This window comes from Aurantiacibacter suaedae (assembly GCF_005434915.1).
Taxonomy (GTDB): Bacteria; Pseudomonadota; Alphaproteobacteria; order Sphingomonadales; family Sphingomonadaceae; genus Alteraurantiacibacter; species Alteraurantiacibacter suaedae.
This window is the reverse complement of the sequence record NZ_SKCG01000001.1, coordinates 1086506-1104185: the sequence shown is the minus strand read 5'-3', so window position 1 is coordinate 1104185 and position 17680 is coordinate 1086506. Positions and strand designations below refer to the sequence as shown.

Annotated in this window: 18 protein-coding genes; 6 read left to right on the top strand and 12 right to left on the bottom strand. The window is 65.2% G+C overall.

All coding sequences use genetic code 11. The features are described from left to right. Positions 1 to 18: 18 nt before the first annotated feature. Positions 19 to 1068, top strand: coding sequence for an enoyl-CoA hydratase/isomerase family protein (locus E0473_RS05270; RefSeq protein WP_137679758.1), 1050 nt, complete (start codon positions 19 to 21; stop codon positions 1066 to 1068). A 97-nt stretch (positions 1069 to 1165) separates the two neighbouring features. Further along, entirely contained in the window at positions 1166 to 1861 is a 696-nt protein-coding gene (locus tag E0473_RS05265; protein WP_137679757.1) for a pirin family protein, read from the top strand. Between the two features lie 47 nt (positions 1862 to 1908). On the opposite strand, the gene E0473_RS05260 is transcribed toward E0473_RS05265, so the two are convergent. The 4 genes from E0473_RS05260 to E0473_RS05245 are packed head-to-tail and all read right to left on the bottom strand — an operon-like array spanning position 1909 to position 6568. Then, positions 1909 to 3105, bottom strand: coding sequence for an ABC transporter permease (locus E0473_RS05260; protein WP_137679756.1), 1197 nt, complete (start codon positions 3103 to 3105; stop codon positions 1909 to 1911). Then, positions 3105 to 3827 (bottom strand): ABC transporter ATP-binding protein, encoded by a 723-nt coding sequence (locus E0473_RS05255; RefSeq protein ID WP_137679755.1) that lies wholly within the window; start codon positions 3825 to 3827, stop codon positions 3105 to 3107. The genes E0473_RS05260 and E0473_RS05255 overlap by 1 nt, the downstream gene beginning before the upstream one ends. Before the next feature lie 12 nt (positions 3828 to 3839). Further along, complete coding sequence (locus tag E0473_RS05250; RefSeq protein WP_137679754.1) at positions 3840 to 5126, bottom strand: efflux RND transporter periplasmic adaptor subunit; 1287 nt, start codon at positions 5124 to 5126, stop codon at positions 3840 to 3842. Further along, positions 5123 to 6568, bottom strand: a complete 1446-nt coding sequence (locus E0473_RS05245) for an efflux transporter outer membrane subunit (RefSeq protein ID WP_241657337.1) — start codon at positions 6566 to 6568, stop codon at positions 5123 to 5125. Before E0473_RS05245 ends, E0473_RS05250 begins: the two co-directional genes overlap by 4 nt. A gap of 189 nt (positions 6569 to 6757) precedes the next feature. Here E0473_RS05245 and E0473_RS05240 point away from each other — a divergent pair, with 189 nt between their 5' ends. Genes E0473_RS05240 through E0473_RS05225 form a run of 4 tightly spaced genes read left to right on the top strand, consistent with a single transcriptional unit; the run spans position 6758 to position 10201 of the window. After that, positions 6758 to 7795 carry a HupE/UreJ family protein gene (locus E0473_RS05240; protein ID WP_206663417.1) on the top strand — a complete coding sequence of 346 codons (1038 nt, stop codon included), beginning with the start codon at positions 6758 to 6760 and terminating at the stop codon, positions 7793 to 7795. 15 nt (positions 7796 to 7810) lie between these two features. Next, positions 7811 to 8770, top strand: a complete 960-nt coding sequence (locus E0473_RS05235) for an MBL fold metallo-hydrolase (RefSeq protein WP_137679752.1) — start codon at positions 7811 to 7813, stop codon at positions 8768 to 8770. A gap of 13 nt (positions 8771 to 8783) precedes the next feature. Beyond that, positions 8784 to 9626 (top strand): XdhC family protein, encoded by an 843-nt coding sequence (locus tag E0473_RS05230; RefSeq protein WP_137679751.1) that lies wholly within the window; start codon positions 8784 to 8786, stop codon positions 9624 to 9626. Then, positions 9623 to 10201 (top strand): nucleotidyltransferase family protein, encoded by a 579-nt coding sequence (locus tag E0473_RS05225; protein WP_137679750.1) that lies wholly within the window; start codon positions 9623 to 9625, stop codon positions 10199 to 10201. The genes E0473_RS05230 and E0473_RS05225 overlap by 4 nt, the downstream gene beginning before the upstream one ends. Here the strand turns inward: E0473_RS05225 and E0473_RS05220 are convergent. The 8 genes from E0473_RS05220 to E0473_RS05185 form a co-directional block, all read right to left on the bottom strand. Next, a complete protein-coding gene (locus E0473_RS05220) occupies positions 10185 to 11015 on the bottom strand; it encodes a nuclear transport factor 2 family protein (RefSeq protein WP_137679749.1) in 831 nt (276 codons plus the stop codon). The genes E0473_RS05225 and E0473_RS05220 overlap by 17 nt on opposite strands. Beyond that, entirely contained in the window at positions 11012 to 11407 is a 396-nt protein-coding gene (locus E0473_RS05215; RefSeq protein ID WP_241657336.1) for a lysozyme inhibitor LprI family protein, read from the bottom strand. The genes E0473_RS05220 and E0473_RS05215 overlap by 4 nt, the downstream gene beginning before the upstream one ends. Beyond that, positions 11404 to 12693 carry an O-acetylhomoserine aminocarboxypropyltransferase gene (locus E0473_RS05210; protein ID WP_137679748.1) on the bottom strand — a complete coding sequence of 430 codons (1290 nt, stop codon included), beginning with the start codon at positions 12691 to 12693 and terminating at the stop codon, positions 11404 to 11406. The genes E0473_RS05215 and E0473_RS05210 overlap by 4 nt, the downstream gene beginning before the upstream one ends. Positions 12694 to 12757: 64 nt before the next feature. Continuing rightward, positions 12758 to 13792: a biotin synthase BioB gene (gene bioB / locus E0473_RS05205; protein ID WP_241657335.1), complete on the bottom strand. Its 1035-nt coding sequence runs from the start codon at positions 13790 to 13792 to the stop codon at positions 12758 to 12760. Positions 13793 to 13841: 49 nt separating this feature from the next. Further along, positions 13842 to 14672, bottom strand: coding sequence for an HAD-IIA family hydrolase (locus E0473_RS05200; RefSeq protein ID WP_161981512.1), 831 nt, complete (start codon positions 14670 to 14672; stop codon positions 13842 to 13844). A gap of 36 nt (positions 14673 to 14708) precedes the next feature. Next, complete coding sequence (locus tag E0473_RS05195) at positions 14709 to 16169, bottom strand: biotin carboxyl carrier protein (protein ID WP_137679745.1); 1461 nt, start codon at positions 16167 to 16169, stop codon at positions 14709 to 14711. Beyond that, entirely contained in the window at positions 16169 to 16636 is a 468-nt protein-coding gene (locus E0473_RS05190; protein ID WP_137679744.1) for an acetyl-CoA carboxylase biotin carboxyl carrier protein, read from the bottom strand. The genes E0473_RS05195 and E0473_RS05190 overlap by 1 nt, the downstream gene beginning before the upstream one ends. After that, positions 16633 to 17679, bottom strand: coding sequence for a PEP/pyruvate-binding domain-containing protein (locus E0473_RS05185; protein ID WP_137679743.1), 1047 nt, complete (start codon positions 17677 to 17679; stop codon positions 16633 to 16635). The genes E0473_RS05190 and E0473_RS05185 overlap by 4 nt, the downstream gene beginning before the upstream one ends. Position 17680 lies beyond the last annotated feature (1 nt).

Below are 17680 nucleotides of genomic sequence, written 5' to 3'. Positions count from 1 at the left end.
CCCCGCGATGAAGCGCGCATGACCGGGATCACGATTTCGAAAGGAGGGCAGGCCGCGCGCCTGTCACTGTCGCGCGGCAAGGCGCTTAACGCGATGACGCGGGAGATGTGCGAGGAGGCTCTCGCGGCATTGCTCGCGTGGCGTAGCGATGGTTCTGTTGCTGCGGTTATAATCGACCACGCGGGCGAACGCGGTTTTTGCGCCGGGGGCGATGTAGCCGCGGTGCGCCGCTCGGTGGTGGAGGAGGATGGCAGCGAGGGACGCGCCTTCTTCCTGGCCGAATACCGCCTTAACCACATGCTGTTCAGCTATCCCAAGCCGGTGGTGACCTTCATGGACGGCGTGACCATGGGCGGAGGGGTAGGCATATCGCTTCCCGCCAAGTTCCGCGTGGCGACCCAGAACACGCTGTTTGCCATGCCCGAAGGGGCCATCGGCCTGTTTCCCGATGCCGGGGCGGGCTACACCTTCGCGCGGCTTCCGGGCCGGCTCGGCCAGTTCCTCGCGCTGACCGGGGCGCGGCTCGATGGGGCCGAGTGCCTGTGGGCCGGGCTTGCCACCCACTATCTGGACAGCGCTGCGATCGATGAAGCCAAGGCGCGCATTGCCGCGCAGCCAGAGCGCGCCGAAGCTATCCTCAGCGAACTGTCTGCCACCCCGCCTCCTGCGCGCCTTGCTGGCAATGCCGATAACATCGCCCGGCACTTCGCGAGTGACCAGCTGGAGGACATAGTCGCCTCGCTCGCGGCTGACGATGGCAAGTGGGCGGGCAAGGAGTTGGCGGCGGTGAGCGCCAAATGCCCGACAACCAGCAAGGTCGCGCTGCGACTTCTCGCCGAGGGGGCTCGGCGCGAGGATTTCGCCGAGGAGATGGCGCGCGAATATGCGATCGTGTGCCGGATGATCGTGCGATCCGATTTTGCCGAGGGCGTGCGCGCGGTGTTGATCGACAAGGACAATGCGCCGGTGTGGAATCCGGCCCGGCCCGAGGACGTGAGCGAGGCCATGCTCGATGCCATCTTTGCACCGCTGCCTGAGAACGAACGCTGGTCTGCCTTCGCAGGCTGACGCCGCTGGCGATCACAGTAATCGGAAACGCCTGTCATGGCCCCCTTTGCCAGCGGCGAAGCAATCGCCATCTAGCGGGCAAAGGAGGATCATTCGCATGATCGAAGTTCGCAAATTCGCCGATCTCGGCAAGTCCAACCACGGCTGGCTTGACGCCAATTTCCATTTCTCATTCGCCGACTATTTCCGGCAGGATCGCCTGCACTGGGGTGCGCTCCGGGTATGGAACGACGACAAGATCGCCGCAAAGAGCGGCTTTCCGCCGCACCCGCACGAGAACATGGAGATCATCACCTATGTCCTCGAAGGCGCGATTTCTCACCGCGACAGCCTCGGCAACGAGGGGCGCACGAAGGCTGGTGACATTCAGGTGATGAGCGCAGGCACCGGCATCACCCATGCCGAATACAATATGGAAGACGAGCAGACCCACAGCTTCCAGATATGGATTCTGCCCGACCGGCAAGGCCACGCGCCGAGCTGGGGCACCCGCGAGTTCCCGCGCGGCGAGCGGGCGGGGCGGTTCGAAGTGCTGGCTAGCGGGCGTGAAGGCGATGACGATGCGTTGACGATCCACGCCAATGCCCGCGTCCTCGGCGCGACAGTGGCAGCTGGTGAAAGCGTCACCTACGAGCTCGGCGGTCGCAAGGGCTATCTGGTGCCAGCGCGCGGCAAGATCGAGATCGACGGGCAAGTGGCCGAAACCCGCGACGGGGTGGCGATTGCCGATGTCGACACGCTGACAGTCAAGGCGCTTGAAGACGCCGAAGTGGTGATGGTCGAAACGGCCTGAGACCGCGTAGCCCTCCCTCCAGCGCGGGGGAGGGCCTAGGCTCTGCCCTATTCGTGTCGCAGCGCCTCGATCGGGTCGAGCTGGCTCGCGCGGCGGGCAGGGAAATAGCCGAACATCACCCCGATCAGCGCCGAGATTACAAAGCTCAACACGTTGATGAAGGGGTCGAACACGAAGGGAAAGCCCAGCGCTGCCGACAGGCTCACCGAAAACACGAAGCCTAGCACGATTCCCACCAGCCCGCCGAAGCAGCATAGCACCACAGCCTCGGTGAGAAATTGCAGCCTCACCTCGCGGGCCAGCGCGCCGATGGCGAGACGAATGCCGATTTCGCGGGTGCGCTCGGTCACCGAGACGAGCATGATGTTCATGATCCCGACGCCTCCAACCACCAGACTGATCGCGGCAATAGCGGCCACCATCACGGTCATGGTGCCGACCGTGCTAGAGACGGTTTCGTTGATCTCGGCGGTATCCACGATGTCGAAATCGTTGGCCTGACCCTCCAGCAGCACGCGCCGCTCGCGCAGCAGGCTGACGAGCGCGTCGATCATCGCCGTGTTGTCATAGCCGCTGTCGTAAGAGACAGCCATGTAGCCGATGTTGTTGCTGCCGGCGAAGCGGCGTTGGACGTTGGTGAGCGGCATGAACACCGAGTTGTCGTCGTCCCCGCCGCCGCCGACGTTGCCGCGGCTGGCGAACACGCCGATCACCTGGCAACTGACATTGTCGAGCCGCATCCGTTCGCCCAGCGGGCTTGCCACAGCGCCGAACATCTCCTCGACCACGGTCGGGCCGACGATGCAGACGTTGGCACCGGCGCTTTCCTCCTCGTCGGTGAAGAGGCGGCCTTGGTCGATCTCGATCCCGCGCGCATCCATGAAGGCGCGGCTGACGCCTTCGACCTTCGTATCCCAGTCCTGTCCGTTGTAGATCGCGGTCACGCTCTGATCGATTTGCCCGGCAACCGATTTCACCCCGGCGATCTGCTCGCGCACGGCGTCGACATCGCGCTCGTCGAAGGGGCGGATCTGCCCGCGTTCGCCGGTGATCGGGAACACGAAGAACATATTCGAGCCGAGCGAGGATATCTGCTCCTCGATATCCGCCGTCACTCCGCGCCCCAGCGTCACCATGGTGATGACTGCCGAAACGCCGATGATGATGCCCAGCGTCGTCAGGAAGCTGCGCATCAGGTGGCGGCGAATCTCGCGGAAGGCGAGCATGAGCGAGGTGCCAAGCATCAGCCTTGCGCCCCCTGCTTCAGCGCGAGCCGCTCAGACTGTTCGCTCCGCTCGACCAGCCCGTCTTTGAAGTGGACCACGGTCTTGGCGTAGTCGGCCATTTCGGGCTCGTGGGTCACCATCAGCACGGTGATGCCCTGATCGTTCAGCTCGGCCATGAACTTCATGATCTCGACCGAGCGTTCGGAATCGAGGTTGCCGGTCGGCTCGTCGGCCAGCAGCACTTCGGGATCGGTCACAAGCGCGCGGGCGATGGCGACGCGCTGCTGTTGTCCGCCCGAAAGCTCGGCCGGGGTGTGATCGGCCCAGGGCAGCAGGCCCACCCGGTCAAGCGCTCTCAACGCCGCATCGCGCCGTTCGGTGCGGGTCGCCCCGCGATAGATCAGCGGTAGCTCGACATTTTCCGCCGCCGTGGTCCGCGCCAGAAGGTTGAAGCCCTGGAACACGAAGCCGAGATAGCGCCGCCGCAGCAGCGAGCGTTGGTCTTTGCTCAGCGACTGCACCTCGTGCCCGAGGAATTTGAACACGCCGCCGCTCGGCTGGTCGAGGCAGCCCAGAATGTTCATCGTGGTCGACTTGCCTGAGCCGGACGGCCCCATCACCGCTAGAAAGTCGCCGCGCTCGACGACAAGATCCACGCCCTTCAGCGCCTGAAACGCCGCAGCGCCCTCGCCAAAGGTCTTGGTGATGCCGCGAAGCTCGATGATCGGCGGTTCGGACATGGCCTTTTCGCCTTACTCGCCCGCAGCCTTGAGCGCGGTTACGACCTTCATCCCCTCCGTAAGCTCGTCCGACGTAACCACGGTGTAACGCCCATCGGACAGGCCGGTGGTGACAGCGACCTCGCGCAAGGAGCCGTCGGCCTCAAGCACATAGACGTTCTGCTTAGAGCCCGCACCGATGGTTGCGCGGGCTTCCTCGCGCTCCAGCCCGAAGTCGTCGCCGCCGATATCGATGCCGCCGCTTTCCTCTTGCGTGGGGGGCTTGAAACGCAGCGCGCCGTTGGGCACGGCCAGCTGGCGCGCAGTGGAGCTGGTGGCGATGTTGGCCGTGGCCGTCATGCCGGGGCGCAACAGGCCCTCGGGGTTGGCGACGGTGAGCCGCGCCTCATATTCCACCACGGCGTTGGCCTGGGCCTGCCCGGCCTGCTCGCTGGTGGAGATGTTGCCCGAGGCAAGGTCGATCCGCTCCACCTCGGCGGGGAACTGGCGGCCCGGATAGGCATCGACCGTGAAGGTCGCCTTCTGTCCGGCCTCGACCTGCCCGACATCGGCCTCGTCGACTTTCACGCGCAGCTGCATCACCGAGAGGTCTTCGGCGAGGATGAACAGGGTGGGGGTGTTGAAGCTGGCCGCCACGGTCTGCCCCGGCTCCACCTGCCGCACCAGCACCACCCCCGATACCGGCGAGCGGATCACCGCCCGGTCACGCTGGGTCTGGGCGCTGGAGAGCGAGGCCTGCGCTGACACGACATTGGCCTGCGCCGAGGTCAACCCGGCCTGGCTGCGCTGCAACGCGCCCTCGGCCTGCTCCATCTCGACCTTCGAAGGCACGCGCCCGTCCGACAGGCGATAGACCTCGCGCAGCCGCTCAAGCTGCGCCCGATCCACCGCCAGCGTGGCGCGCGATTGCTCAACTGCGGCGCGGGCCGCGGCAAGCTGCGCGCGCGCCTGCGTGATCTGGTCGTCGATCACGTCGGTATTGATATAGGCAAGCACCTGCCCCTGAGTGACCCGGTCGTTCACATCGACCAGAACCCGGTCGATCCGGCCCGAGACCTCCGAGCCGACCTCGACCTGATTGGTGGGCCGCAGGTTGCCCGTTGCCGTCACCACCAGATCGAGCGAGCGCGTGGTAACCTCCTCGGTGACATAGGGCGTTTCGTCCTTGCTTCCGCCGAACACCAGCGCTGCGACAATGCCCGCAAAGATCAGCGCCGCAATCGCCCACACGATTTTGCGCTTGTACCACTTGGGCTTGCTCTCGGTGCCGAGAAAATCGTCGATGGTCTCATCGCTCATGGGTCGGTCCTGTCGCTGGGGCTCGACGGTGAGCCGCTCAGGGGAAAGTCATAGGCATCATCGCTCCACCCGCCGCCGAGCGCCTGCGTCAGCTGGACGAAGGCGCTGGCGCGGTCGGCCTCGGCGGCGACGAGTTGGTTGCGCGCGGAAAGCAGCGCGCTTTCGGCGGTGAGCAGGGTGCGGAAGTCGATCAGCCCGGCCTCGTACTGGCTGCGCGCAAGGATCGCCGAATTGTTGGCCGCATCGAGCCCCTCTTCGTTGATCGTCACGCGCTGGTCGGCGGTGCGACGGGACACAGCGGCGCTTTCGACTTCTTCGAGCGCGGCGAGGATCGCGCCTTCCCACTGCGCCAGCGCGGCCTCGGCCCCGGCTTCGGCGCTGTCGACCTGCGCGGCGGTGCGGCCGCCGTCGAACAGGAGCTGGCTGATGCTGCCAACCAGTCCGCCGGCCACCATGTCGAACAGGTTGCCGGCGGTCACCGGACCGGTTCCGATCGAGCCGGTCAGCCGCACCAGCGGCAACAGCTGCGCGCGGGCGACGCCGATGCGGGCACCGGCGGCGTAAAGCGAAGCCTCGGCGGCGCGCAGGTCAGGGCGGCGTTCGAGCAGCGCGGCGGGGGCTGCAAGGCCCGCCAGTGTGGGCGGGGTAGGGACGGGGGTGCCGATGTCGAACTCCGCCAGCACGCGGCCCGGTGGCTCTCCGATAAGCGTCGAGATGGCATTGGCAGTGGCGGCAAGACTTGCTTCGAGCGAGGGAATGGTCGCCGCCGTCTGCGCCACCTGCGTACGGGCTTGCTCGACATCGAGGCTGGAGACGAGCCCGGCCTGATTGCGCCAGCGCGCGATCTGGAGGTTCTCGCGCTGATTGCCGAGCGTGTCGCGCGCAATCGCCAGCTGCTCGGCTAGCGCGCGGGCGTTGATCGTCTGCAAGGCGACCTGCCCGACGATCAGCCGTTGCAGATCGGCCAGGCCATAGCCCTGCGCCGCCAGATCGGCGCGCGCGGCGGCGACATTGCCCGAAACCTGCCCGAACAGATCGGCCTCCCACGCAGCATCGATGCCGAGTGAGAGCGGCACCCCGTCACGCGAAAGGTCCCCGACATCGCGTGCTGCACTGCCGCTCGCATTCAGTGTGGGGAAGTAAGCCGCGCGCGCCTGAACCAAGGCGGCGCGCGCCTGATCGAGCCGCGCGGCGCTAGCGGCAATATCGCGGTTCTGCACGATGGCCTGTTCGACCAGTTCGCTTAGCAGCGGATCACCGAGCTGGTGCCAGTAAGCGGAGGTATCGGGCGAGACGAGCGGCGCATCGGTTTCTGCCCAGCCTTCCGGCACGGCAACGCGCGGCGCCGGAGCCGCGAAAGGCTGCCCCGCGCAGGCCGAGACCAGCGCCACCAAAGACAACAGCGGCGCATGGCGCAGCGCCCGTTTCCATTCGCTCTTCACAGGTTACCCGATGCTCACGTGTGAAACTACTTTCTTGCTGGCCTAACGCGGGGTTCCTATAATTACCACCTGCCAAACGTATCAAATTGCGACAATCAAGAGAGTTGCTGTGCGGATTTGTCCGGCTATGTGGCAATAATGCTTCCCCCAATGCGGCTCCTGTTCCAAATATCCGCCTTACTTGCACTCATGTTGGCAAGTCCTGCCTTAGCGCACCCCGCGCCGTTCAGTTATGTTGACCTGCGACCGGGCGAGGATTCGCTTCACGGCGTAGTCACCGTACATACTGCCGATCTCGAACATGACCTGCGGATCGATGGGCAGACAAGTCTACTCGACCAGGGTGTGTTAGAAGAGCAATACAGTGCGGTCAAGCTCCTGATGCTGACGCGGCTGGAGTTGCGCGACGGCGCGGGAGTGCCGCTGAAGATCGAGCCGGGACATCTCGAACCTGTGCAGGGCGACGATGCGGTGCGCCTGGCGTTTCGCGTTGTCGGCAAGCCGCCTGCAGAACTGTCAATTGCCGCGCACCTGTTCGATTATGATCCGCTGCACCAGACCTTCGTCACGATTTACGAGGGTGACGCGGTCGCTCAGCAGATGATCTTCGCCAAGGGTTCCGCGCCGCAGACTTACTACGCGGGTACCGTGGGCGGGGTGGGGGCAGTGCTGGCGACTTTCATTCCGGCAGGCGCGCATCACGTGCTGATCGGGCCGGACCATGTGCTGTTCATTCTCGGCCTGATCCTGATGGGCGGATCGCTGCGTCGGCTGACGGTGATCGTCACCGCCTTCACGCTCGGCCATTCGGTGACGTTGGCGCTGGCGGCGACCGGCACCTTCGCGCCGCCTGCATGGCTGATCGAGCCGCTGATCGCGCTGTCGATCGTGGTGGTGGGGCTTGATAACCTGCTCAGGAAGTCGGGGGAGCGCGATTTGCGGGCGCTGTTTGCGGGGCTGTTCGGGCTCATCCACGGTTTCGGCTTCGCCTACGTGCTGCGCGAATTCGGACTTCCGCAGGCGCAGCTGGGCTGGGCGCTGGCGGGGTTCAATGTGGGCGTGGAACTGGGGCAACTGGCGATTGTCGTGCCGGTCGTTCTGATATTGCGCTGGGTGCGGAAGCGCTCAGAGCTTTCCGCAAATCGTATTGCAATAGGCGGCTCGCTTGCGGTGATCGCGGCGGGGGTCTATTGGTTCGTTGACAGAGTCCGGAATCTGGCGGGCTGAGGGGAGAGACGAACAATGAAGCGGATGGCGATCCTAGCAGGTGTGGTGGCGACGGGCATGGCAACCGTGCTGACCACCGGTGCGGTGACGGCGCAGAGCCTTCCCGGCATTACCGATATCGAGCAGGTTTCGGGCAACGTTTACAAGATTTTCGGTGCGGGCGGGAACACCACCGTATTCGTGCGCGAGAACGACGTGGTGCTGGTCGACACCAAACTGCCCGGAAGCGGTGAGGCGATTCTTGCCGAGGTTCGCAAGGTCACCGACAAGCCGGTCGGCATGATCATCAACACCCATTCGCACCCTGATCATACCGGCTCCAACGCCGAACTTGCGCCCAATGGGGATGTTCAGGTGGTGGCGCAGGTGAACAGCGCGGCGCGGATGCGCGCAGGCGGCGGTCCGGCCGCGCCTTTACGGGTCGATGGCGATTTCGAAGCGCGCAAGACAATCGGCGAGGGCGACGACCGGATCGAGCTCTACTACTTCGGCGCAGGGCATACCGATGGCGATGCCTTCGTGGTCTTCCCTGCGGACCGCACCATGGCAGCGGGCGACCTCTATGCCTGGCACATGAGCCCGCTGATCGACCCCGGTTCGGGCGGCTCCATGCTCGCTCTGCCGACGACTCTGGCGGGGGCGGTCTACGGCATCGACGGTGTCGACACGGTCATCCAGGGCCACGGCGGGATCTCGACATGGGACGAGTTTCACTCGTTTATGAACTTCAACCGCGGCCTCGTCGCCACGGCCGAACAGACCTTGCTGACAGGCGGCACGCCTGAGGATGCGCTCAAGAAGCTGGAAGCAACGCCCAGCTATGCGGTGTTCCTCGATCACAAGCTCAAGCCCGGCCTAGAATATGGCGGCACGCCTTGGTCGCGCGCGCTGATCAACCTGACGCTGGCGTTCCAGGAATTGCGCGGCGAGGAGCCCGAGCTGATCATGGGCATGGAAGACCCGCACCAGCACTGATAGAGCGACGGGTATGGCAATACCCGAAGATCACGAGGCACTGGCGGCGGCGGCGGTTGCAGGCACTGGTCTGTGTACCATCGTCAATATCGAGGGCAGCTTTTCGCGCCGCCTTGGCGCGCAACTGGCCGTCCATGCCGATGGCAGCGTAACCGGGAGCCTTGCCGACGGTTGCCTCGAACGCGAACTGGCCGCCGAGGTCGCGCGTGGGGGCGAGCCGCGCGTGATCCGCTATGGCGCGGGCTCGCCCAAGATAGACTTTCGCCTGCCGTGCGGCGGGGGTCTCGATATCCTGATCGACCCTGCTCCAGATCATGCCGCTTGTGCCGAGGCGCTTGCGCGGCTGGAGATGCGGCAGGAGGCGAGCCTCACTTTGCCCGTGCAGCCCCTGCTCGCCGAGCGCCGTTATATTCCCGCGCTGCGACTGGTGTTGCTGGGCGAGGGGCCCGAGTTGGAAGCGATGGCGCGACTGGGCGCGGCGGCAGGGATGGTCGTCGATAGCTATAGCCGCGAGGGCGGTTCGCTCTCGCTTGGTCAGCATCCCGAACAGATCGCGCTCGATCGCTGGAGCGCGTTGGTGCTGCTTTTCCACGATCACGAGTGGGAGGAGGCGCTGCTCGACTGGGGCCTCAGGAGCTTCGCCTTCTTTATCGGTGCGCAGGGTGGCAAGCCTGCGCGGATGGCGCGGAGCGAACGGCTGGCGGCGCTTGGCTACGCAGAGCAGCAGATCGCCCGCATCGCCAGCCCGCTTGGCCTGATCGGGCACAGCCGCGAGCCTTCGGCGCTGGCGCTTTCCGCTCTGGCAGGCGTGGCCGGTATCTACGAGCTGCGCCACCCGCACCACAGCCAGCGATGAGCGCGCCGCTGGTCGCGGTTCTGTCTGCGGGGCAGGCGCGACGCTTTGGCGGAGGCAAACTCGATGCCTTGTGTGCTGGGCAACGACTGGGGGCGCATGTTCTGGCGGCAGTGGTTGAGGCGGGTTTCGGGCCGGGGGTGATTGTCGTGCCTGTATCTGATGTGCCGCTGTTCGCGCAGGAGAGTGGTTGGCCCCTGATTGAGAACCCCGAAGCCGAGGCGGGGCTGGCCACGTCGGTCGCGCTGGCGGCGCAGACCGCGCTGGCGCAGGAGCGTGACCTCCTGATCGTGCTGGCCGACATGCCGTTGGTCGCGCCCAGCCATCTGGCCGCGCTCGTGGCGAGCGAAGGATTGGCAGCGAGTGATTACGGCACAGGTAAGCCGGGTGTGCCAGCCTTTGTACCCCAAGAGTTGTTGGCAGAGATCACCAAGCTGGAAGGCGAGGGTGGGGCGGGGCGCTGGCTCGCCAGCCGCGACGATTGCACGCTGATCGCGCCGCCGCCGAGCACGCTGGCAGATGTGGACCGGCCCGAAGACCTCGCCCGTATCGAAGCGGCGCTTAGCGCCCGTCGCTGAACACCGGCTCGCCCGCGCGGGCGACCGTGATATGCGCGATATAGCCCTCGCGCAGGCGATAGGTCACCTGCACGCGCACATAGACGTGCTCACCCTCCGCCAGCGCGCCGACGACAAAGTCGGGCGCATCGGCCAAGGCGGTGAAGCGGCTGGTGCAATCGACCACGATTGCCTCCTCGCTGGCGGTGAGTTCGTGCACGGTGAGTGTTTCGACTACACGCTCGAACATCGCCGTATAGAAATCGGCAATCGCCTGCGCACCCGCGAACCGCCCGACCGAGGGCAGCTCGAACACCACGTCATCGCAATAAAATCGGGTGTAGCGCGCTGGATCCCCCGCCGAGAAGGCCGCGGCATAGGCATGGTAGGCGGCGATCTGGCTGGGATGCGCACCGAGTGGTGGCAGCGTGGTGACCGCCCGTCCGGGAGGCCACGCCATAGTGATGAGGCGGCGCACCTTCTGCGCTTCGTCGAGTTCGTAGCGGGCGAGGAACTTCACCGTCAGGCTGTCGCCGGGGAACATTTCACCGAAAGGAAAGTCGGGCCGGTGTTTGGTCGCATGGAAATCCATGTCGATCTCGGCAAGCACGTTGCGCTCGTCTTGCACATAGTGCTGGACGCGTGGGCATTCGCGCACGCCGTCATGCGCCCTGGCAAGAAACGCACGCATCCCGGCATGGCCGACGAATTCGCCGCTGCCGGTGATCATCGCGCAGTCTTCGGCAAAGAAGCGCTCGACCAGCCCATCGTCGTCGCCGGTTAGGAACTGGGCGAGATAGGCCTCGTAGTCGAACCTCGCCGCAGTCCCGCTCATTCCGCGCTCATCAAGTCGGCGAGCTGGCTTGTGCGCTGCTTGGTCAGCTCGGTCTTGCAGGTGCTGACGATCAGCGGCTCCATCGAGCCGCCCCGGTAGAGATAGCCATCGCTGGTGCAATGCTCGTCGCGATACGTGATCCAGGCGCGCTGCGCAGCGAGCAGGGTTTCGAAGTAGCCGGGGCGGTCGTCGTACTTGCGGTCAAGCTGGGAATCGCGCTCGCGCATCGCCTCGGCGGTGCGCGACCACTGCACGTTGAGCGCCTCATCCGCTTCGGCATAGTTGCGCGCAGCGCACTGGTTCATGTCGGCTTGAGTGATCGGCTCGGCGCAAATATCGGCAGGCTCGGCCGCAGCCGTGCCTGCCGCCAGCAGAAGCAGCAGGCCGATCACAGCGCCGCGAGCGCCGTGTCGAGGTCGGCGATGATATCGTCGATATGCTCGATGCCGACCGAGATCCGCACCACGTCCGGCCCGGCCCCGGCGGCGATCAGGTCGTCACCTTCGAGCTGGCTGTGCGTAGTGCTCGCCGGGTGGATGATCAGGCTGCGGGTGTCGCCGATGTTGGCCAAGTGGCTGAACAGCTTGACCGAGGAAACCAGCTTCACGCCCGCCTCATATCCGCCCTTCACGCCGAAGGTGAACACCGCGCCGCCCTTGCCGCCGAGATAGCGCTGGGCGAGCGCGTTATAGGCACTGTCCTCCAGCCCGGCATAGGAGACCCAGTCGATCTTCTCATGCGCGGCGAGGTGCTTGGCGACAGCCAAAGCATTCTCGCAATGCCGCTCCATCCGCAGCGCTAGCGTCTCCATGCCGGTGAGCGCGAGGAAGGCGTTCATCGGCGCCATCGCTGGGCCAAGATCGCGCAGGCCGAGCACGCGGCAGGCGATGATGAAGGCAATCGGGCCGACCGGCTCCAGCGCATCGACCAGCACTGCGCCGTGATAAGAGCCATTGGGCCGGGTCAGCGTCGCGAACTTGTCGCCGTGGGCCTTCCAGTCGAACTTGCCCGAATCGACGATCAGCCCGCCGACCGAATTGCCGTGGCCGTTCAAAAACTTGGTCGCCGAGTGGACGACGATGTCCGCGCCATGTTCGATCGGGCGGCACAGCATCGGGGTCGCCATGGTGTTGTCGACCATCAGCGGCACGCCCGCCTTGTGGGCGATGTCGGCAATGGCGGCGATGTCGCAGACCACGCCGCCCGGATTGGCGAGGCTTTCGATGAACACAACGCGGGTGTTCTCATCGCAGGCAGCTTCGACATTGGCCGGATCGTCGGCATCGACGAAGCGGGTTTCCCAGCCGAACTTGCGGAAGGCTTCGCTCAACTGGTTCAGCGAGCCGCCATAGAGCTTCTTCGCCGCGACGATGTTGCAGCCCGGCTCCATCAGCGTGTGGAACGCGACCAGCTGCGCGGCATGGCCAGAGGCCACGCCCAGCGCGCCGACGCCGCCTTCGAGCCCGGCGATCTTCTTTTCCAGTGCATCGACCGTGGGGTTCATGATGCGGCTGTAAATGTTGCCGAATTCCTTGAGCGCGAACAGGTTTGCCGCATGCTCGGCATCGTTGAAGACGTAACTGGCCGTCTGATAGATCGGGGTGATCCGCGCATTGGTGGTAGGATCGGGTTCCTGGCCAGCGTGAATGGTGAGCGTTTCGAGCTTGTGGTCGGTCAAGATAGCCTCTCCTTCGGCCCGGCTGGGCGGGCGATTGTTGTTTGTCGCTGGGTTAGCGCAGGCGTCAGGCGCTGGCCAGATCGTCTTCGTGCACCATGGCCCGCATCGGCTCCGGGCCTTCCATCGGTTTCAGGCCCAGCCGTGTGAGCATCGCCATGTCCTCGTCCTCGCCCGCATTGGGCGCGGTGAGCAGCTTGTCGCCGGTGAAGATCGAATTGGCCCCGGCCAGGAAGCACAGCGCCTGCGTCGCCTCGCTCATGCTTTCGCGTCCGGCGGACAGGCGCACCATGCTCAGCGGCATGGCAATGCGCGCCGCCGCCACTGTGCGCACGAACTCGATATCGTCGATCTTGGCGAGCGGGGTATCGGCCAGCATGTCGCCCAGCACCGTGCCTTTCACGGGTACCAGCGCGTTGATTGGCACGCTTTCGGGATGGCGTTCGAGCGTCGCCAGCGTGTGCACGAAACCCACCCGGTCGGCGCGCGTTTCGCCCATGCCGACGATCCCGCCCGAGCACACGTTGATCCCCGCCTCGCGCACCGTTTCCAGCGTATCGAGCCGGTCGGCGTAGGAGCGGGTGGAGACCACGCGCTCATAATATTCCGGCCCGCTGTCGACATTGTGGTTGTAGTAATCGAGCCCGGCGGCCTTCAGCTGTGCGGCCTGTTCGGGGGTGAGCATCCCCAGCGTCATGCAGGTTTCCATCCCCATCGCACGCACGCCGGAAACGATCTCGACGATCTTGCCCATGTCGCGATCTTTCGGATTGCGCCAGGCCGCTCCCATGCAGAACCGCTGCGACCCGGCATCGCGCGCCTGCGCGGCCTTTTGCAGCACCTCGCGCACGTCCATCAGCTTGGTCGCCTTCACGCCGCTCTCCGCCGATGCGCTCTGGCTGCAATAGCCGCAGTCCTCGGGGCAGCCGCCGGTCTTGATTGAAAGCAGGGTGCACAGCTGCACCTCTTCGGGCCGATGATGCGCGCGGTGGACCTCTGCGGCGCGAAACAGCAGTTCGGTGAAGGGCAGGTCGAACAGGCTGGCGATTTCGTCGCGGGTCCAGTCGGTGCGGATCGGGGCGGTGGTCAAACGTGTCTCCATGATTGCGGGCGGACCACTGCGAGAGCGGCCCTGCATCATGAAAACCCGGTTAGCTTAGCCCGCAGGCGCTGGCCAGATCGCCGATCGAATTGATGACCAGATCGGGCGTCTTTTCCGGCGGCTGATCGTCCCACTCCTCGGCGCTGGTCGATCCGCTGGTCACTGCGATCCCGATTGCGCCACCTGCCAGGGCCATCTGCATTTCCGCCGTGGCATCGTCGCCAACCACGCCCACATGCGCTGCGTCGATCCCGAGCTTGTCCGCGACAAAAGCCATGGCGTGCTCGCTCGGCTTGCCAGTGGGTTCGGGCTCGATCCCCGTAACCCGCGCAATCGCGCCGTTGATCGCGCAGGAATAGCCGAAGCTGCGGCCTTCCTTGGTGGCGAAGAAGGGGATGTCCGACGCGGTAAGGAAGGTCGCACCGCCAAGCACGGCATCGCAGGCGCGATGGATGTGGTCCATCATGCAGTCGGGGTGCCAGCCGACATAGACCCCGTCGCACGAGAGACCCTTGCCATCATCCGGATTGAGGCACTTCACGCCGAGTTCGGTGAGCGCATCGATCACACCCTGCGTGCCGAGCACCAGCACCCGTTCGAGTTCGCGTTCCTGGATCACCTTGGCCGCCACCGAATTGGGCGTGAACAACTTTTCATCCGGCACCGGCAAGCCGGCATTGCGCAGCCGCGGGGCCTGCTTGCGGGCGGCATAAGCGCTGCCGTTGGTGAGCGCGATCCACGGCACGCCGAGCGCATCCAGCTCGCCCAGCGCTTGGGCGGCACCGGGGATCGGGTCGTAAGAGCCAAGCTGTCGGTTCGACAGGATCAGCGTACCGTCGAGATCGAACATGAAGCCCTTGGGCTTACGGGGGAGGGACATCGGGTATCCTTGCATGGGATTTACGCGCAGAGGAACCTACGCGGAGAGGCGAATTTTCAGATCGTCCTTCTCGAACGCAAAGTCGGCCAGATCGTTTCGCGCCATCACATCTCGCAGCAGTCGCATGACGGGTGCGGTGTCGGGATCGTAGTGGCGCGGGGCGGGGCCAGACTTGCGCATGGCCTCAACCTGCCCCTCGGGCATAGTGGCGCGCAACAGGAATTCCTCGTCTGAGAGCCTTTCGCCGATCCGGCTGCGCAGGGTTGTGAGGTCGGCCATGCCGGTCTCGGCCTCAAGCTGCTTCGTGCGCGGGTGGGCCATGATGCGGTCCATGACGTACGGGTCGACCGGCTGGGTGGGGCGCCCGAACTTGCCGATGGCGAAGCGGATCACCTCGTCGGGGATGATGCTCCAACGCTCCTTGCCCGTCACGTTGAGCATGGCCTGCGTTTGCAGCATCTGCGCAAATGGCGTCATCACGATCACCCAGCCGAGTTCCTCGCGCACGCGGCCCATTTCCTCGATCACTGCCGCTTCGAGATGGGCGGCGTTCTGGTCGGCAAGGTGGCGGCGCATGGTGCCGACCATGCCGCCGGGCAGATTGTGGCGGAAATAGGCGGCGTCGAACGGTTGCGGTGAGCCAGTGGCGTAGCCTTCTGCCTCGGCCAGCCGGGTGAAATAGCTTGCAACCTCTTCCACCGCCTCGTCATCGACATCGACCGTGTGGCCGAGGCTGCGCAGGTTGCGGATCATGCGGCCGATGGGCGGGTTGCTGGTGCCGTCAGCCGCGCCGCCGCTCGCGCATTGCACCGCCGCGATGCCAAGGTCGGCCGCTTCGAGGCAGGCGGGCTCGGCAAGCCCGATGGTGCAGTGGTTGTGCAGTTCGAGCGGCTTGTCGCCGATTTCCGCAAGGATCGCGGGAATCAGCGTGGCGGCGCGCTTGGAGGTGAGCAGGCCGCCGGGGTCCTTGATGTAGAGCGCGTCGATATCGCGGCTTTGCGCCATCACCCGCGCGGCCTCGGCATAGTGCGCGTCGTCGTGGATCGGGCTGATCGTATAGACCAGCGCGCCGACCACCTGATCGCCGCCCGCGCGCTTCACCATCTTGGCCACTTCGACGTTGCTCGCCGCATCGTTCATCGGGTCGGCCAGCGCAAAGCGGCGGATGCCGTTGGTGGCGAGCGTGCGGAAAGCCAGCTCCATGAATTCGGGCGTTGCGGTCTCCCACGAGATGAAACGGAAGCCGGTGGAGAGGAATTGCAGCGGCGTGGTGCGGCAGATGCGCGCCATTTCGCGGATGCGCTCCCAGGGGTCTTCCTGCTTGTAGCGCACGGCGACACCCATGTGGGTGGAAGTGGTGAAGTCGATCGCGCGGTATCCGGCGCGCTCCATCGCGGGGGCGATGGTGAGCGTTTTCGCGGTGTCGATGCCGGTTGCGCCCCACAGGCACTGGTTGCCATCGCGCAGGGAGGTTTCGACGATTTCTATGTTGGCCATCAGTCCACCTTCACCCGAAACAGCGCCTGCCCCTCGGCAACCGCACTGCCGTTCTCGGCCAGCACCGCCGTGACCATGCCTTCAACCCCGGCAGCGACCGAGTTCATCAGCTTCATCACCTCGATGATCGCGACCACCGTGTCCTTGCTCACCCGGTCGCCGACTTTCACGAAGTCGGGTTCTCCGGGGCGCGGGGCGGAGTAGAAGTTGCCGATCAGCGGGGCGGCGATTTCGACTTCGTCGTCGCTTGCCGCAGAGGCCGGAGGTGGAGGAGGCGCTTCCGCCGAAACCTCGGCGGCGGGCGCGGAAGGTTCTTCCCGCTCGTCGTCTACGTCTTCGCGCCAGCTGCCAGCGCCATCGCGGCTGATCCGCAGGCGAAAGTCGCCCTGTGTCAGGTCGAGCGTCGTAAAGTGCGAGGCATCGAGCAGCCGTGCGATTTCAACGATATCCTTGCCGGTCAGGCTCATTTCTTCGCTCCGGCGGTGAACAGGCCCATCACATGCGCCATAGGATCAGCCTCCTTGGCGACCACAGGCGCGGCCTTGGCGTCCTTCTGTGCCCAGACCGTCTCGGGCCGCGATTGCAGCAGCAGCACCGCGCCATCCTGATCGAGCGCCCACTCAATATCCTGCGGCTTGCCATAGTGCTTTTCGACTTTGCGCCCGATTGCGCGCAGCGCCTGAAGGTCATCGTCGGTGAGGCAGGGGGCGGAGCGAATTTCCGCCGCGTTTTCAATCTCCTGAATGCCGCCCCCTGGCGCGGGAACCTGTCTTGCGTGCTTGTCCGAAATATCGCGCTGGCTGATCTCGCTGGTGATCTTGCCGAGCACCCATTTGTCAGGCGTAACCTCGCCCGACACAACCGAGGAACCCAAGCCCCAGGCACCCTCGATGGTGATCACCGACTTGTCGCCGCTGGTGGGTGAGCGGGTGAACATCACCCCGGCACACTTCGCCTCAACCATCCGCTGGACCACTACCGCCATGGCCACGCCCGCCTCGGGCAGGCCCTGCTTGCGGCGGTAGGTCATGCTTTCGACCGAGTAGAGGCTGGCCCAGCATTCGCGGACCTTTCCGATCATCGAAGCGCCATCGAGCACCCACAGGAAGGTGTCCTGCAAGCCGGCGAAGCTGGCGTCATCGGCATCCTCGGTTGTGGCGGAGCTGCGCACCGCAACGGGCCTTTCGTCGGGGCACAATTGATTCAATGCGTCCTTTAGCGCCTGCTCGACTTCGCCAGTCATCGCATCGCCGATCACCCGCGCACGCAACTGCTCGGACAACCGGGTGGCAGCGTCCAGATCGTTCGGGTCGAGCGCCTCGACCAGAGGTCTGATCGGCTCCTTCGTCTCAAGCGCTGCGAGGAACTGTTCGAAGGCAGCGGTCGTCACCACGAAGCCATCGGGCACGGCAATTCCGGCGCGGACAAGTTCGCCCAGCGAGCCGCCCTTGCCGCCGACCGTGGGCCGGTCGGCGATCCCGACTTCGGAAAACAATGCGACGGGCTTCATG

Excerpts from the sequence above, each read along its gene's own strand:
- E0473_RS05270 (WP_137679758.1), top strand. The coding sequence starts at position 19 with ATGACCGGGATCACGATTTCGAAAGGAGGGCAGGCCGCGCGCCTGTCA.
- E0473_RS05265 (WP_137679757.1), top strand. The coding sequence starts at position 1,166 with ATGATCGAAGTTCGCAAATTCGCCGATCTCGGCAAGTCCAACCACGGC.
- E0473_RS05260 (WP_137679756.1), bottom strand. The coding sequence starts at position 3,105 with ATGCTTGGCACCTCGCTCATGCTCGCCTTCCGCGAGATTCGCCGCCAC.
- E0473_RS05255 (WP_137679755.1), bottom strand. The coding sequence starts at position 3,827 with ATGTCCGAACCGCCGATCATCGAGCTTCGCGGCATCACCAAGACCTTT.
- E0473_RS05250 (WP_137679754.1), bottom strand. The coding sequence starts at position 5,126 with ATGAGCGATGAGACCATCGACGATTTTCTCGGCACCGAGAGCAAGCCC.
- E0473_RS05240 (WP_206663417.1), top strand. The coding sequence starts at position 6,758 with ATGTTGGCAAGTCCTGCCTTAGCGCACCCCGCGCCGTTCAGTTATGTT.
- E0473_RS05235 (WP_137679752.1), top strand. The coding sequence starts at position 7,811 with ATGAAGCGGATGGCGATCCTAGCAGGTGTGGTGGCGACGGGCATGGCA.
- E0473_RS05230 (WP_137679751.1), top strand. The coding sequence starts at position 8,784 with ATGGCAATACCCGAAGATCACGAGGCACTGGCGGCGGCGGCGGTTGCA.
- E0473_RS05225 (WP_137679750.1), top strand. The coding sequence starts at position 9,623 with ATGAGCGCGCCGCTGGTCGCGGTTCTGTCTGCGGGGCAGGCGCGACGC.
- E0473_RS05220 (WP_137679749.1), bottom strand. The coding sequence starts at position 11,015 with ATGAGCGGGACTGCGGCGAGGTTCGACTACGAGGCCTATCTCGCCCAG.
- bioB (WP_241657335.1), bottom strand. The coding sequence starts at position 13,792 with ATGGAGACACGTTTGACCACCGCCCCGATCCGCACCGACTGGACCCGC.
- E0473_RS05200 (WP_161981512.1), bottom strand. The coding sequence starts at position 14,672 with ATGTCCCTCCCCCGTAAGCCCAAGGGCTTCATGTTCGATCTCGACGGT.
- E0473_RS05195 (WP_137679745.1), bottom strand. The coding sequence starts at position 16,169 with ATGGCCAACATAGAAATCGTCGAAACCTCCCTGCGCGATGGCAACCAG.
- E0473_RS05190 (WP_137679744.1), bottom strand. The coding sequence starts at position 16,636 with ATGAGCCTGACCGGCAAGGATATCGTTGAAATCGCACGGCTGCTCGAT.
- E0473_RS05185 (WP_137679743.1), bottom strand. The coding sequence starts at position 17,679 with ATGAAGCCCGTCGCATTGTTTTCCGAAGTCGGGATCGCCGACCGGCCC.